The sequence below is a fragment of the Halomicrobium sp. IBSBa genome (genome assembly GCF_017612575.1).
In the GTDB taxonomy this organism is placed as follows: Archaea; Halobacteriota; Halobacteria; order Halobacteriales; family Haloarculaceae; genus Halomicrobium.
The window spans coordinates 512,063-526,439 of sequence record NZ_JADPQC010000002.1 but is presented as its reverse complement, the minus strand read 5'-3'; the positions used below and the strand labels follow the sequence as shown (position 1 = coordinate 526,439).

Sequence of the window (14,377 nt, the reverse complement as noted above, 5' to 3'; positions counted from 1 at the left end):
GCCGGAGCGCGGTCCCGCGAGCGAGGTGCCACGCTCCGTGGGCGACGGCGGCGGCTGGCCCGAGGATGGCGTCAGCCGTCGTCACCGGGCTGGTGGCGCTCTCGGGCGACGTACTGCCACTCGTCGCGGCCGAGGCCGTCCGTGCCGTTCGAGTAATCGAGCTGGTCGTACAGCCCGTTGTAGTTCATGACGCTGTCGTACTCCTCGGTGGAGTACGTCTTGCTGTCGACGCCTTCGGCCCGGCCGTCGAGTCCGAAGGCGTGTCCCAGTTCGTGCATGAACAGCGACGCGGTGAGTTTCGGCGCGTCGAAGGTCTGCATCGCGACGATACCGGGTCGGCCGGCACCGACGTAGCGGGGCTGTCCGTCGTAGGCCACGTCGTCGGCCAGGACGACGTAGTAGTACGCCGAGCCGCTGGCGTCGAAGTGGTCCTCGCGGAAGTCGTACATGTCGTCGCGCGGTCCGGGTCTGTCGGTAGAGTAGACGGTGGCGTTGCTTTCGAGTCCTCCGTCGTCGACGAGCACGTGCATGTCGATCCCCGACTCACCGCTCGGATTCTCGACGGGCGCGTCCGCGAACGTCCGCTCGATCAGGTCGACCGCGGTCTCGCTCAGCCGATTCTCGCCGGTCGCGTCGACCTCGACGTAGATGTCGTGTTCGAGCGGGTCGGCGTCGGGGTACAGCACGTCGTCGACCTCGGCACCGTCGGGGATACCGTCACCGTCCGTATCGGGATCTGTCGGGTCCGTTCCCAGGCGGCGTTCCCGCTCGTCGACCAGTCCGTCTGCGTCGGTGTCCGTCGCGTTCACCGACGCGGTCGGACCGTCGGACTCGGTCGCACCGCCGACGCTCTGTCGGCGAGCCGCGGCCCCCTCGGTTTCGGTGTCGTCGGCGTCGGCCAGCCGCTCGGCCACCGTCGCGCCGCCGGCAGGCCGAACCTGCGTCTCGTCGTCGCTGACCGACACCGCCAGTGTGCCGCTGGCGACCGCCGCGACGACCAGCAGGGCGGTGACGACGTGGATCGGCCCCACGCTCACGGCGTCGGCGAGCGCGGCGAGGCGACGGCGAGCGCCCCGTGGCCGGCTAGCCATCGCCCACCACCCAGCAGGTATCAGAGCCGATACTGCTACATGGGACGCCGTGCTTCGGCCGCCGACGGTAGACGGGTCCTGTCGCCGCCCGAGCGAGTAAGCGGGTCGACAGAGCGATACGCATACGAGTAGAAGGAGGCGACTAACGGAACATAAGACACGGCATCAAATTATCGGCGCTGATACTGTGTCGCTCCGGGCCTCCCGAGCGCGTGGGCACGGCGTCGCAAGTGGCGCTACCTTTTTGCCGGGTGTCGTAAATCACAGAGTATGAGCCTGAGTGACCGGCTGCGGCGTAGTTTCGTCGCCGGCCTGATCCTCCTCGCGCCGCTGGTCGTGACCGTCTACGTCGTACGGACACTCGCCAACTGGACGCTCCAGCTCGTGGAACCGATCGTCGCCAGTACGCGACTGGCGAGCTACACCGGCGACGACCAGCTGCTGGCCCAGTTCGTCGCGATCGGTGCCGTCCTCGTCGCGGTGGTCCTGCTCGGCTCGCTCGCACAGCGCAACGCCGGCCGGCAGCTGTTCGGCAACGTGGGGCGGATCGTCAACGTCGTGCCGCTCGTGAACACGATCTACACCAGCGTCCGGCAGGTCGCCAACTCGCTCGTCGACCGCGACGAAGCCTACGAGAGCGTCGTCCTCGTGGAGTACCCCCGCGACGGGATCTACTCCATCGGTCTCGTCACCGGCGACAGCCCGGTCGACGTAGACGCCTTCGGTGGGGAATCGGTGTACAACGTCTACTTCCCCAACAGCCCGAATCCCACCGGCGGGCGTCTCGCGCTCGTTCCCGAGAGCGATCTCCACGAGACGGACATGAGCGTCAAGGCAGGACTGCGCCTGCTCGTGACGACCGGCGTCACCGAAGACGGCGAGCCGAAGTCGATTCCGGCGACGCCGGGCGAGACGATCGCGACCCGCGACGAGGCTACGGATCCCCGGTAGCGGGGACTCATCAGCCGAGACACCGGTATCTCTGGACGGCAGCCGTCGGACGGATGCCTGATCGTGGTCCTCCTTCGCCGGCGCGACCGGTCCGAGAGTCGTCGGCAGGACGAAATCCGGCGACGACTGGCCCTCCCCAGCAGTCGACACACTCGATCCCCCGGCGAGTGGTCGAACGACCGTCCGTGCGTCACCTGCTGAGATCGGTGTGATCAGGGCTGTACTGGCCGAACTACGTTCCGCCGCGCCAGCCACGCAATTGATCGCCGAGCACTGCCAGCACCGTCCCCAGAGCAGTTCCGGCGACAATCGGTCCCGTCCAGAACACCAGGATCGGGACCGTCCAGCGCCAGACGACGGGGCCGAGCAGTGCAAACAGGGCGGCGACGCCGACAGCCTGGACGATCACAGTCCGGGGCATCGCGAGTCGACTGGCCCCGAGGACGCCCACGCTGTACGCGAGGACTCCGCCGATGCCACACGCCAGACAGAAGCGAACGACGTGGACGGCCCACTGGAACGGGTGCAGCGGCGGTGAGTCACCGCGGACGACCGCCGGAACGGCGGCGGTGTCGAGGAGCCACGACGTGAGGGGCCAGTACGCGACCGCGAGCGCTCCCGAGAACACGGCGACACCGCCAGCGAGGAACGAGGCGAACCGGCGGCGTCGCTGCCACGGATCCGGGAGTGTCGCACGCACCGCTCGCCACCACTCGAACGAGAGACGTGTCGTCCCGACACAGATACCGAGGAGCCCGGCGACGGTCACCTTTGAGACCAGAATGTCGAACGGCGTGGGCGTGCCGAGGATGATGGCGGTCCCTTCCGAGAGCCGTCCAGCGAGCAGACCGTCGAGGAGTGTTGGCCAGACGAACCGCTGGAGGACGATGAGGGAGGCGACAGTCGTAACCAAGCCGTCTCGGATCACGCACCAGGCCACGCCCGGATGCCGAAACGGGACCGTCAGCAACCGAACGAGAGCGTCGAGACCGCCAGACTGGAGGGGGCCGCCACCACGACGGGGACACATACTCGACAATTCCCGAACGATCACATCAACTTTCTGTAGTGTCCGAGAACGACAGCGGCGCGCGGATTCGATGCCGACTAGTAGCGTCGGCGGCTTGCCCCAGGTATGGCTGCGTTCGATCCCGAGAAGTTCGAGGACAAGTACGAGCACTACTTCACCGAGCTACAGAAGGCCTACAAGCAGGCCTTCGAGGTGATGAACGACCGCTACGACTCCGAACTGATCCACGCCATCGACCAGCAGATCCTCAACGAGTCCGAGCCGGTCTACGAGGGCGACGGCGAGTTCGGGATCGACCTCCCGGAGAACCCGACCGAGCGCCTGACCGCGATCGTCGTCGACGACGAGAAACTGGCGACCGTCCTGGAACGGTACGTCGAGGAACTGGAGTCCCAACATCGGGAGGTCTTCGGGTTCGAGGGGTAGGCGAGGCATCGCGACCACCGGGAGCGATGCCTCGCCGGACAATCGAGCGGGGAGGAACGACCCGCGAGATAGCGAGAGCCCGAGCGAAGCGAGGGGTCTCCGGACATTCGAACGGCGACCACGCCTCGCCGCTTCCGAGATCCGGAAAATCCATACCCGTCGCCGGCCAACGACGATTCGATGGACGCACCGCTGTGGACCGAGAAACACGCCCCATCGCTCGCAGACATCCCCCAGCCACAGGCTCGCGAGCACCTCCAGGGCGCGATCGAGGAGCCGATGAACCTCCTCGTTCACGGACCGATCGGGGCGGGCAAGACCGCGGCCGTGCGGGCGCTGGCCGAGGAGACTCACGAGAACCCCGACGCCGATCTCGTCGAGATCAACGTCGCCGACGTGTTCGATCTGACCAAGAAGGAAGTCGCCAACGACCCCCGGTTTTCGTCGTTTATCGACTCGAAGCGTAGACGTGACTCCTCGAAGGCGGACCTGATCAACCACGTCCTCAAGGAGTCGGCGAGCTACACGCCGATGTCGGGCTCGTACAAGACGATCCTGCTGGACAACGCCGAAGGGATGCGAGAGGACTTCCAGCAGGCGTTGCGTCGCGTGATGGAGCAGTACTACGAGGCGACGCAGTTCGTGATCGCGACTCGCCAGCCCTCCGCGCTGATCCCGCCGATCCGCTCGCGGTGTTTCCCGATCGTGATGCGTGCGCCGACCCACGAGGAGACCGTCGGCGCGCTGGAACGAGTCGTCGAGAGAGAAGGCGTCGACTACGACGCGGACGGACTGGAGTACGTCGCGGGCTACGCCGACGGCGACCTCCGCCAGGCGGTGCTGGCCGCCCAGACCACCGGCGAACAGGCGGGCGAGATCACCATGAACACCGCCTACGAGGCCCTCAACGCCGTCGAGGCCGACGACCAGGTCGAGTCGATGATCGCGGCCGCCGAGGCCGGCGAGTTCACCGACGCGCGTGCGACCCTCGACGACCTGCTCGTCGACGAGGGCCACAGCGGCGGGGACGTACTCGAAGACGTACTCGAAGTCGTTCGGGCTCGCTACTCGGGCGACCGCGTCGCCGAGATCCACCGGATCGCCGGCCGGATCGACGCCGACCTCGTCGAAGGGACGAGCGACCGGATCCACGTCTCGCATCTGCTGGCCGAGATCGGCGAACTATAGTAACAATTGAAACGATTTACACACCGATCGCACTGCTGTCGTGCGATCGGGTGTGCATTGAATTTCAATGGCTACTATAGCACAGACAGAGGGGTGAGCGGCGGTGGTCGGCCGGGAGACCGGACCGACCGGCGTGCGTCGTGCATCTCCAAAAGTAGTTCAATATTTACACTATCAGAAATACTTTTCATCTGAGTATCAGTAGTACTCGGTGATATGAGTCAGATGTCAACCGGTGTCAGCACCGTCCAGCTCTGCATGCGACGGTTCGCGCCGGACGCGGCCCAGCAACGCCAACGGGAGGTGGTCGCACGGCTGGAAGCGCTGTCCGACCGGGGGCTCGTCGAAGAGGTGACCCGCGAGTGGTGGAGCACGCGCGTCTGTACACCGGGGACAGACGGCAACGAGGGTGCCCCCTGTCCGATGATCGTCGAAGAACTGCTCGACGCCGTCGAGGGAACGGGAATCTCGTTGCAGCCGGCCTTCCGTCACGCGACGGGCCACGAGACCGCGGACTCGGACGTGCTCTACCTCCCGGTGATCTGTCTGGTCGTCCGCGAGGACGGCGAGGTCGCGGGGATCTATCCGGCCTGTGACGGCCAGACTCATCACCGCGTCGAGGACGCACTCGACCGGATCGAGTCTGGCGAAGCCGTCTCGAACCTCTAAATAGCGGGCCACACAGAGGCCGGTGTCGACCACCCGTCGCTCGACATGGGAAGCTTCCTTAGGATCGAAGCAGTAGCTACCGTCATGAAACGAGAGCCGCCACAGACCGAAGAGGGCTGGTACGTGTTGCACGACCTGCGCCACGTCGACTGGGACGCCTGGCGGGCGGCCCCCGAACGAGACCGAGATCGAGCGCTGACCGACGGGATCGACTACCTGGAGTACTTCGAGGCCGTCGAGGACAGTTCGGAGGGCCAGTCTGCGGTCTACACTGTACTGGGCGACAAGGCCGACCTCATGATCCTGCACCTGCGGCCGACGATGGCCGACCTGGACGCCGCCGAGCGACAGTTCGAGCAGACCGAGTTCGCCCGCTACACCGAGCAGGCCACCTCCTACGTCTCCGTGACGGAGGCCTCGGGCTACACCGAGAAGGCCCGCGAGTACTTCGAGGGCGAGGTCGACGACGACTCCGGGCTGGCACAGTACATCCAGGCCCGCCTGCACCCCGACATCCCCGACGAGGAGTTCGTCTGCTTCTACCCGATGAGCAAGCGTCGCGAGCCGGACCAGAACTGGTACGACCTGCCCTTCGCCGAGCGGGCCGAACACATCAAGCGCCACGGTGACATCGGCCGTCAGTACGGCGGCAAGGTCGAGCAGATGATCGCCGGCTCGATCGGCTTCGACGACCACGAGTGGGGGATCACGCTCTGGAGCGACGACATGACCCACGTCAAGGACCTGCTCACGCAGATGCGCTTCGACCCTTCGACGTCGAAGTTCGCCGACTTCGGGCGCTTCTACGTCGGTCGCCGGTTCGCGCCGTCGGACCTGCCGGCGATGATGAACGGCCAGCCCGTTCCGGCCGAGGGCACGAACGCACCGGGAGCGACGACCGACGGACACGCCCGGCCCGCCGACGGAGACCATCCCGGGACCCGCGAGACCGCGACGGCCGGCCAGTCCGGCGACGCGGGCAGTCACGGCGGCGTCCATCCGGGCAGCTCCGCCGAGGGCGACCACCCACACGACGGCGGCGAGGTGGCCAACCAGGACGACGCGAGCGAGACCGACGACGACGGCCACCCCGGGAGCAGTGGCCGCCCGTCGCCGGGCGAGACCACGTACGAGGACGTCGACGACCTCACCCAGCGACTCGCCACGATGGGGCTGTCCGAGGGCGAGGACTACGACGCCGGCGACTACGGACTGCTGTTCTACTCGGAGAGCGACGCCGAGGCACTGGCCGACGAGGTCGCCGACCTCCGGGAGAGCTTCGACCACTACGACCGCCACGTCGCGACGACCGTGCGCGCCCAGAGCGGTCGGGCCGCCGTCGTCAGCATCTGGACCGCACAGGAAGCCGCCGAGACCGCCGCCGGGTTCCTGGGCGACGTGTCCGGCGTCGACGATACCTACGGGGGCCACCTCGGCGACGGCGCGGACGACGAGCCCGAGCCGACGACGGCGAACTCCAGCGAAGAGATCCAGCAACAGCTCGCCGACGCAAACGTCTACGCCGGGCAGCCGAACGGAGAGGACGTGTTCGCGCTGGTGCTGTACTCCGAGGCCGACCCCGAGACGCTGTCTACCGAAGTGGCCGAACTCACGGAGAGCTTCGATCACTACGACACGCACGAGGGCACTGCGGTCTACGAGGCCGGCGAGCCCCTCGACGCCGCGACGGCGGATGCCGACCAGCCCCAAGCGGCCGTCGTCAGCCTCTGGGAGACCCAGAGCGCCGCCGACACGGCGAGTGGCTTCCTCACCGACCTCCCGGGGATCGTCGGTCGCCCCGACGAGGGCGACGGCTTCGGTACGATGGGGATGTTCTACACCGTCGAGCCGGACCACCGCGAGGAGTTCGTCGAGACCTTCGATGAGGTCGGCGAGCTACTCGACGAGATGGACGGCCACCGAGAGACGACGCTGCTTGCGAACCGCGACGACGAGAACGACATGTTCATCGCGAGCCAGTGGGACAGCAAGGAAGACGCGATGGCGTTCTTCCGGTCCGACGAGTTCGCCGAAACCGTCCAGTGGGGGCGGACGGTCCTCGCGGATCGCCCGCGCCACGTCTTCCTGGCCTGAGAACGGCCACGAGTGACACGAGTGGTCGTTTTTTCACCACCGTCGCTCTAACGGCGTTTTGAGCGACGGGAACTATTTCGACGCGTCGGCCAGATCGACTGTGTATGTACCGACGTTCCTTCCTCGCGGCACTGACCGGCGGCGGCCTCGCCGCGGCCAGTGGTTTCGCGGCCCATCGACCGCGTCTGATCGACGGCGAGCGGCGCGGTCGCGGCGATCCCGTCTCGGTGACGCGGACGATCACCGACGAGTCGATCACGTACGACGCCGACCGCGACACGATCCGCTATCCGACGCTGGTCGGGAGCGACGGACCGATCGAGTCCCGGTCGGAGCCGTTCGTACTGTGGGCGAACCGGCGCTGTGCCAGCGTGGGTTCGGAGGCGGTGCTCCCGGTGATCGCGGATCGCGTCGACGGTGAACCGACTGGCATCGGAAAGGGAGTCCGCGGTGTGTCCTTCGGGCTGGCGATCACCGTCTCGGCGACGACGACGCGCGACCGCGACGGAGCGGTCGTCAGCGAGCCGACCCTCTCTGTCGAGCGACTGGTGGCGGTGACGCCGGCGACCGTCTCCGCGACGATCGCGTTCGACGGGCGGGAACACACCCGCCACGTCCCGGTGTTCGTCGAGGAGAGCGAAGTGAGTTACCTGTAGCGAGGCGATGGAGAATCGAGTGCTACTGGGCGTCGTCGGGCACGTCGGCGTCGTCCTCTTCGGTTCTGGTCTTTTCCACGTCGAGTTCGCCGAAGTAGATGTCCGCGCCGTCCTGTGCGACCTTCTCGGCCAGTACGGCACACTTGACCCGCATCGGGGAGATCTCGACGCCGAGCATGTCGACGATGTCGTCACGGTCCATCTCGTCGAGTGCTTCGACGGACATACCGTGGAGCTGTTCGGAGAGCATCGAGGCCGAAGCCTGAGAGATGGCACAGCCGTCCCCCCGGAACGCCACCCGTTCGATCGTCTCCTCGGCGTCGTCGAGGACGACGTCCATCTCGATAGTGTCGCCACACATCGGGTTCTCGCCGACGTGGGTGAACGTTGGCTCCTCGATCTCCCCGTAGTTGCGAGGACTCTTGTAGTGATCGAGGATCTGCTGTCGGTACATATCGGAGCCGCCAAGACCCATTGTTGGAGGCGAGTAGGGGAGTCCCGGCCAAAAGGGTTCCGGGGCCGACACAGTCCCGAGCGCCCCAGGTCGCCCGTCGAAACCGTCGTATCTGTCGATAGGGCGACAGACTTTCACGGACGATCACCGAAGATTATAATTGCAACAGCGTTGTTAATAGTTCGCAAGGAACTTCGATGTTCGATCGAATCAGTGAGCTGTCGAATAAGTCGCTGTCGAACGGTGAGACGCCGTCGGCCGACGAACTCGATGGTGGGCCGCTGGCGTCGCTGCTGGGAGAGGGGGAGACACTGCAACACGTCGTCGCCGGGAACGGTGGGCTCGATCACACGACCAACGGGCGTTCGACGTCGATCGAGCCAAGCGGCGGCCACACGGCGTACATGGTGGTCACGGACCGTCGCGTCTACTTCGTGCTCGGCGACGACCCGGAGACGGCCGAGGTGACCTTCCCCCACGCAGAGATCACGAGCGCGGAGTTCAACAGCGGGCTCCTCAACGCGACGATACTGGTCAAGATCGCCGACGGCTCCGTCCGGTTCACGCCCAAAGACGCCGATCAGGGGGCGACGGTCACCGACTACATCGAACGGATGGCCACCGCCTGGGGAGAGTTCGACGCCGCGCTGACGGACGCACGGAGGACGATCGAGGAGATCGAACAGCGACTCGCCAGCGGCGAGGAGACCTCGCGACTCGTCCAGGGTGCCAGATCCTACATCTCGAACGCCCACCACGCTGCCACCCACGACGACGACGCGCCCACAGAGCGCATGACGGAGCTGATCGAACCCGTCGAGACGCAACTCGACCAGCTCTGTGTGGCCATCGACACCGAGCAAATCGAGTCGCTGCTGGCCGAGGCCCGCCAGGCCAAGATCGAGGGCGACCACGAGACGGCCTTCGAAACCCTCGCCCGGGCTCACTCGACGATCGCCGACGGACGCAAGGCCGTCACCGACGGCGGCGTCCTCGAAGCGATCAACGAACTGGGATCGACCTACGACGAACTCGTGCAGATGACCTTCGAGGACGCGACAGCGGCCTGCCACCGCGGACAGTCGACGGACGATCCCGCGGACGCGGTCGACGCCTGGCGGGAAGCACGCCAGCGCTACCGGGCCGCGCTCTCTGCGGACTGGGACGGCGAGGCGAGCGTCAGCGCCGAGGCCCTCGAGTTCCAGCTTGCGTGGGTGACCCAGCGCCTGATCGACGCCCACATCGACTACGGCGACGCACTCGAAGCCGAGGGCGAGGAGATCGACGACAGCGACGAGGCGACCGACCGCTACGAACGAGCCAAACGACAGCTCACCCGCGCACGGGAGCTCGCGAGCCAGCACACCTACGCGACCGCGCCGGTCTCGACGGAGCGACTCGACGACATCGAAGAGAAGATCGAACTCGGAGCGTGGCAGTGGGGCGGAGCCGAGTAATCATCGTCTAGGGAGTCATAGAACGGTTGGCACACCCGTCTTCTGCCCTCTCGAATCGCTCAATGCAGGCGATACACGGATCACCAGCATCTGCGCGAGCGAAGCGAGCGCAGTTCACCGACGGCGAGACCAGTGGTCGAGCCGTCGGCCTTTTTCACCGACGTTTTTCGAGGAGCGGTTCCCGCAACGAGCGCAGCGAGTGAGGAAACCCGACGCAGAAAAACGTCGATGCGCAGGCTTACTGAGCAGCGTATTTAGTCAATCAACGCCGAAAAATAGTCACATTGTGAAGAGTTCTATGACGGCCTATCGTTGTCGGTAAAATATTCTGAATTTTATCTACTGGATCGATAGTTATAATCAGACAGCAGCGGGACTGCATCCCGGGGGCCACTCAATGCTCGACCGAATCAGCGAACTTTCGAGGGAGACCGTCCGGGGGGAACCGACGATCACGGAGCTCGGTACCGGACCGCTCGAATCGCTCCTCGGGGACGAGGAAGCCGCACAGTACGTCCTGGCAAGCACCAGCGCGATCGAACACACGGTCGACGGGCAACCGACGAGCATCGAGCCCGACGACGGCCACGGCGCGTACCTGGTCGTGACGGACCACCGGCTGTACGCGCTGCTGGGCGACGAGCCGACGACGGCGGCGCTGACCCTCGCCCTCGGTGCAGTCTCCCGGTCGGTGCTCGACGACGGACTGCTACGGACGACACTGACCGTCCGGACTCCGACGGAGGCCGTCGTCTTCCACCCGATCGACGCCGAACAGGCCGCGGCGGCCGAGGCGTACGTCGACCGCGTCGGCTCGTGCTGGTCCGAGCTGGCGACGGCACTCGACGACGCACGGGCCGGGCTCGACGCGCTGCGCGAGGCGATCGAGGCGTCGGACGCCGTCGACCGTCACCGACAGCACGCACGCGCCCGGCTCTCGAAGGCCTACCACTGTGCGACCCAGGCGGACGACGCGCCGACGGCGGCGATGCGGGCACAGATCGAGCCCGTCGAGGACGAGCTGGACCGGCTCTGTGCGGTAGCGACGGCCGACGAGGTCGAGACGCGACTCGAAGCAGCTCGCAGCGCCCACGAGGACGGCGACTACGAGACCGCCTTCGAGACACTGGTCGCAGCCGGCGAGTCACTCGACGAGGCCAGCGAGATCGACGACGTCGAGAACCGCTTCGAAGCGCTCCGTGAGACCCACGACGAGCTCGCGGCGACGGTTCTGGAGCGCGCAGAGCAGCGCTGTCGGGACGCACTCGATGCGGCGACGCCCCCAGAGAGGGTCGACGCCTGGGAGGACGCGCTCGACCGCTACAGGGCCGCAGTGGCCGCCGGATGGACGGCCGCCGCGGGCGTGACCGAGGCGATGGTTCGGTTCCAGCTGGTCTGGGTGGTCGATCGCTGCGTCGACGCGCTCTCGACGGCGGCCGCCGAACTGGCAGCCCAGGGCGACGACCGGGGCGAGGGACACGCGGACGCCGCCGACTACTACGAGCGAGCGCTCGAACGCCTCCGCCGGGCCGAGCAGCTCTCGGACGCACATCCCGAGGCCGGCGACAGCTTCGCGGATAGGATCGACGCGCTCGAAACGAAGGCCGAGCGTGCCCAGTGGCAGTGGGGCGGCGAGGACTGACCGAACGCAGCGTCAGTAGCTCACGACCGGATCGCGCTCCCGAAACCACCTTTTCGCCTCGTTCGTTCCTCACTCGGCGAAAACGTGGGCGAAAAACGACAGCGTCAGTAACTCACCACCGGATCCCGCTCCCAGAACTCGCTGCCTTTCTCCAGTTTCGGCACCCAGGTCTCCGCGTCGCGGGCCAGCAGCGTCACGTGGGACTCCTCGACCTCTTTCAGGGTGTCGTGCTCGGGGAGGAACTGGCCGACCTGCTCGGTGAAGGCCCGAACTTCGTCGTGGCTGGGCATCGACTCCCGATCCAGACGCCCGCGAGAGTGGCCGACGTGCATGTAGGCCTTCATCTCGACGTAGTCGGCGTCGGCGCGCTGGCACATCGCGGCGTACCAGGCGGGGTGGTGCATGTTGTGGCCCTTCACGAGCGTCGTCCGGATCACAGTCCGGGTGTCGTCTTTGTCGGCCAGCACGTCCAGCGTGTCGATCAGCGAGTCCCATGCGCCGTTCTCGACGGCTTTGACGGTGTCGTCGAAGGTCTTTCGGTCCGGCGCGTCGACGGAGACGTACAGCTGTGTGGGGTCACAGCGCTCCAGCACGTCGGGGTTCGTGCCGTTGGAGACGAGGAAGGTGGTGATGTCCCGGTCGTGGAACTCCTCGATGAGTTCCGGCAGATAGGGATAGAGGCTCGGCTCGCCGTCCAGCGAGATGGCGACGTGGCGGGGCTCCATCGCCTCCTCGAAGCGCTCGCGAGGGACCTTCTCGTTGCCGCCGAAGCCCGAGAGGAGTTTCTTCTGGAGTTCCAGCGAGGCGTCGGCGACCGCCGACGGATCGTCCCACTCCACGTCGCCCAGTTCGTAGGCGTGGCCCGCGTGGTCGCGCCAGCAGAAGACACACCGCTCGTTGCACTTGACGACGGGGGTCATCTGGATGCAGCGGTGGGACTCGATGCCGTAGAAGATGTACTTGTAACACTTCCCCTCACCGCGTAAAGCGTTCGCCGTCCAGCCACAGGTCTGTGCTGCAGTGTGATTCTCGCTGTGGTAGTCCGGGTCGTCGACCTGCTTTGGCCCGTCCGATTCGCTCATTGTAGAGCCGATAGACCGGGAGCCTGAAACATCCTTCCGTCCACAGCCGTTCGAGCCGGCGTCACCGACGCGTTTTCCACTCTCCCGGCCGAAGGGGAGCTATGGCAACCCAGCCCTGTGACGGCTGTGGCGTCGAAGTGACCATCGCCGGTGGCATCGCCAACATCTGGACACAGGACCACACCCCGACCGGCGGGATCACGCTCGAACTTGTCGACGACACCGAGCACTTCCTCTGTTTCGACTGTATCGACCGGCTCCCCGACGAGGACGTGACCGCCGACGACGTGGCGGCGCTGTAGCCTCGGCAGGACGGTCGGGTTCAGGCCTCGGGTCCGCTGGACGAGCCAAGCGTCACGCCACGGCCGGACTCGGGCGAGTACAGGACGAACAGCCGGTACGTCGGCGTGACACCGACGACGACACTGTCACCGGCGACGACCGTCTCGTCGTCACCGCTGGTCTCGCCGTCCCATAGCCCGGACTCGCTCTGATCGGCGCTGTCGCGCTCGGCGAAGCCGTCGCCCCGGAGTTCGAGTCGTGTGGCCGGGACGCTGTCGCCGCCGTTGTGGGTGACGGTGACCGTCCCCGCGTCGGCGTCGTAGTCGAAGTCCAGCGCGACCTGCGGTGCCGCGTCGGGCGACGAGGAGAGTTCGAACGGCCCCAGCTCGCCGGTCGGAACGTCGGCGGTCGCCGAGACGACCCGCCCGTCACTCGCGGTCGCTGGCGCGGTCTCGCCGAAGGGACCCGACGCGGCGGCCCAGGACGCCACGGCGTCTTCGTCCGTCGCGTCCGCGCTCTCGAAGACGGTCGCAGCGGCGACCGCCGTCGTCTCGCTGTCCAGTCGCCAGCGAGCGCCCTGTGCGACGCCGTCGTCGCCGTCGAGTGCCGTCGACCCGATCCGGCCGGTACGGACGTGGCCCGTCCCGAGCGCGTCGAGCAGCGTCGCGCAGTCGTCGCTCACGTCCTGGTAGCGGTCGCCCTCGCCGGTCACCGCGTCCAGGGCCGCTCCGGCGACGCTGTCGGCGGTCACGGAGAGGTCGCCACCGCGGAGGTCGACGAGCAACACGTCGCTCTCGCCGACGGCGACCAGACGCTTGTCGTCGGGCGTGTATCGGTCGAACCCGTGAGTGGAGCCGATCTCCTCGAAGCCCGCTTCGGTCAGTTCCGTGACGAGTGGGTCGCGGTCGAACGGACCGTCGTAGACGGCGACGCCCTGCCCGAGCTGGTAGAGGCCGTCGAGCGAACCGATCGTGTCGAAGCCGCTCAGCCCGATGTCGGACTGGAGGTTGCTGACGCGTGCCTCTGGCAGCGCGTCGGCGTATTCGAGCATCGCCGAGGGGTGCAGCGTGACGAAGGGGTAGTTGTCCCGTTCCAGCGCCGACGGCGGGAACAGCCACTCTGTGGCCGACGAGTCGCCGTCGAGGACCGGCTCGGGGGTGTCGGTCGCCGTTTCCGTCGCCGGTTCGTCGTCGCCAGAGAGGGCCGAACAGCCGGCGAGCCCGGCTGTCACACTCATCGGGACCGCACGGAGGAGGGCGCGGCGTGTCTGATCCATACAGTGGCCCACCCTCTGGGACGGCAAATACTTGTTCGTCTCGACGGCGCTCCGCTGACCGGCAGTTTTACGACCGACG

The 14,377-nt window shown here is 66.7% G+C and carries 14 protein-coding genes; 9 read left to right on the top strand and 5 right to left on the bottom strand.

Annotated elements, in window-relative coordinates:
* Positions 1-71: 71 nt before the first annotated feature.
* A complete protein-coding gene (locus IL252_RS09395; RefSeq protein WP_208627782.1) occupies positions 72-1,091 on the bottom strand; it encodes a hypothetical protein in 1,020 nt (339 codons plus the stop codon).
* Between the two features lie 270 nt (positions 1,092-1,361).
* Here IL252_RS09395 and IL252_RS09390 point away from each other — a divergent pair, with 270 nt between their 5' ends.
* A complete protein-coding gene (locus IL252_RS09390) occupies positions 1,362-2,042 on the top strand; it encodes a DUF502 domain-containing protein (protein ID WP_208627781.1) in 681 nt (226 codons plus the stop codon).
* A gap of 232 nt (positions 2,043-2,274) precedes the next feature.
* On the opposite strand, the gene IL252_RS09385 is transcribed toward IL252_RS09390, so the two are convergent.
* A complete protein-coding gene (locus tag IL252_RS09385) occupies positions 2,275-2,955 on the bottom strand; it encodes a hypothetical protein (RefSeq protein ID WP_208627780.1) in 681 nt (226 codons plus the stop codon).
* Between the two features lie 222 nt (positions 2,956-3,177).
* Here IL252_RS09385 and IL252_RS09380 point away from each other — a divergent pair, with 222 nt between their 5' ends.
* The 5 genes from IL252_RS09380 to IL252_RS09360 all read left to right on the top strand — a co-directional run bounded on the left by IL252_RS09380 (position 3,178) and on the right by IL252_RS09360 (position 8,105).
* Entirely contained in the window at positions 3,178-3,498 is a 321-nt protein-coding gene (locus IL252_RS09380) for a DUF5783 family protein (RefSeq protein ID WP_208627779.1), read from the top strand.
* Positions 3,499-3,678: 180 nt separating this feature from the next.
* A complete protein-coding gene (locus IL252_RS09375; RefSeq protein WP_208627778.1) occupies positions 3,679-4,686 on the top strand; it encodes an AAA family ATPase in 1,008 nt (335 codons plus the stop codon).
* Between the two features lie 216 nt (positions 4,687-4,902).
* Complete coding sequence (locus IL252_RS09370; protein ID WP_208627777.1) at positions 4,903-5,355, top strand: HTH domain-containing protein; 453 nt, start codon at positions 4,903-4,905, stop codon at positions 5,353-5,355.
* Positions 5,356-5,400: 45 nt separating this feature from the next.
* Positions 5,401-7,449, top strand: a complete 2,049-nt coding sequence (locus IL252_RS09365; protein ID WP_208627776.1) for a heme-binding protein — start codon at positions 5,401-5,403, stop codon at positions 7,447-7,449.
* Between the two features lie 104 nt (positions 7,450-7,553).
* Positions 7,554-8,105: a hypothetical protein gene (locus tag IL252_RS09360; RefSeq protein ID WP_208627775.1), complete on the top strand. Its 552-nt coding sequence runs from the start codon at positions 7,554-7,556 to the stop codon at positions 8,103-8,105.
* Between the two features lie 22 nt (positions 8,106-8,127).
* On the opposite strand, the gene IL252_RS09355 is transcribed toward IL252_RS09360, so the two are convergent.
* A complete protein-coding gene (locus IL252_RS09355; RefSeq protein WP_170093382.1) occupies positions 8,128-8,580 on the bottom strand; it encodes an iron-sulfur cluster assembly scaffold protein in 453 nt (150 codons plus the stop codon).
* 176 nt (positions 8,581-8,756) lie between these two features.
* Between IL252_RS09355 and IL252_RS09350 the strand changes: the two genes are divergently transcribed.
* Both IL252_RS09350 and IL252_RS09345 read left to right on the top strand, forming a co-directional pair.
* Positions 8,757-10,016, top strand: a complete 1,260-nt coding sequence (locus tag IL252_RS09350; protein WP_208627774.1) for a PH domain-containing protein — start codon at positions 8,757-8,759, stop codon at positions 10,014-10,016.
* A gap of 397 nt (positions 10,017-10,413) precedes the next feature.
* A complete protein-coding gene (locus IL252_RS09345; protein ID WP_208627773.1) occupies positions 10,414-11,658 on the top strand; it encodes a hypothetical protein in 1,245 nt (414 codons plus the stop codon).
* 104 nt (positions 11,659-11,762) lie between these two features.
* Here IL252_RS09345 and twy1 read toward each other — a convergent pair whose 3' ends face one another.
* Entirely contained in the window at positions 11,763-12,740 is a 978-nt protein-coding gene (twy1, locus tag IL252_RS09340) for a 4-demethylwyosine synthase TYW1 (RefSeq protein ID WP_208627772.1), read from the bottom strand.
* 101 nt (positions 12,741-12,841) lie between these two features.
* Between twy1 and IL252_RS09335 the strand changes: the two genes are divergently transcribed.
* Positions 12,842-13,042: a hypothetical protein gene (locus tag IL252_RS09335; protein WP_153552346.1), complete on the top strand. Its 201-nt coding sequence runs from the start codon at positions 12,842-12,844 to the stop codon at positions 13,040-13,042.
* 20 nt (positions 13,043-13,062) lie between these two features.
* On the opposite strand, the gene IL252_RS09330 is transcribed toward IL252_RS09335, so the two are convergent.
* Positions 13,063-14,298, bottom strand: coding sequence for a type IV pilin N-terminal domain-containing protein (locus IL252_RS09330; RefSeq protein WP_208627771.1), 1,236 nt, complete (start codon positions 14,296-14,298; stop codon positions 13,063-13,065).
* Positions 14,299-14,377: the final 79 nt, after the last annotated feature.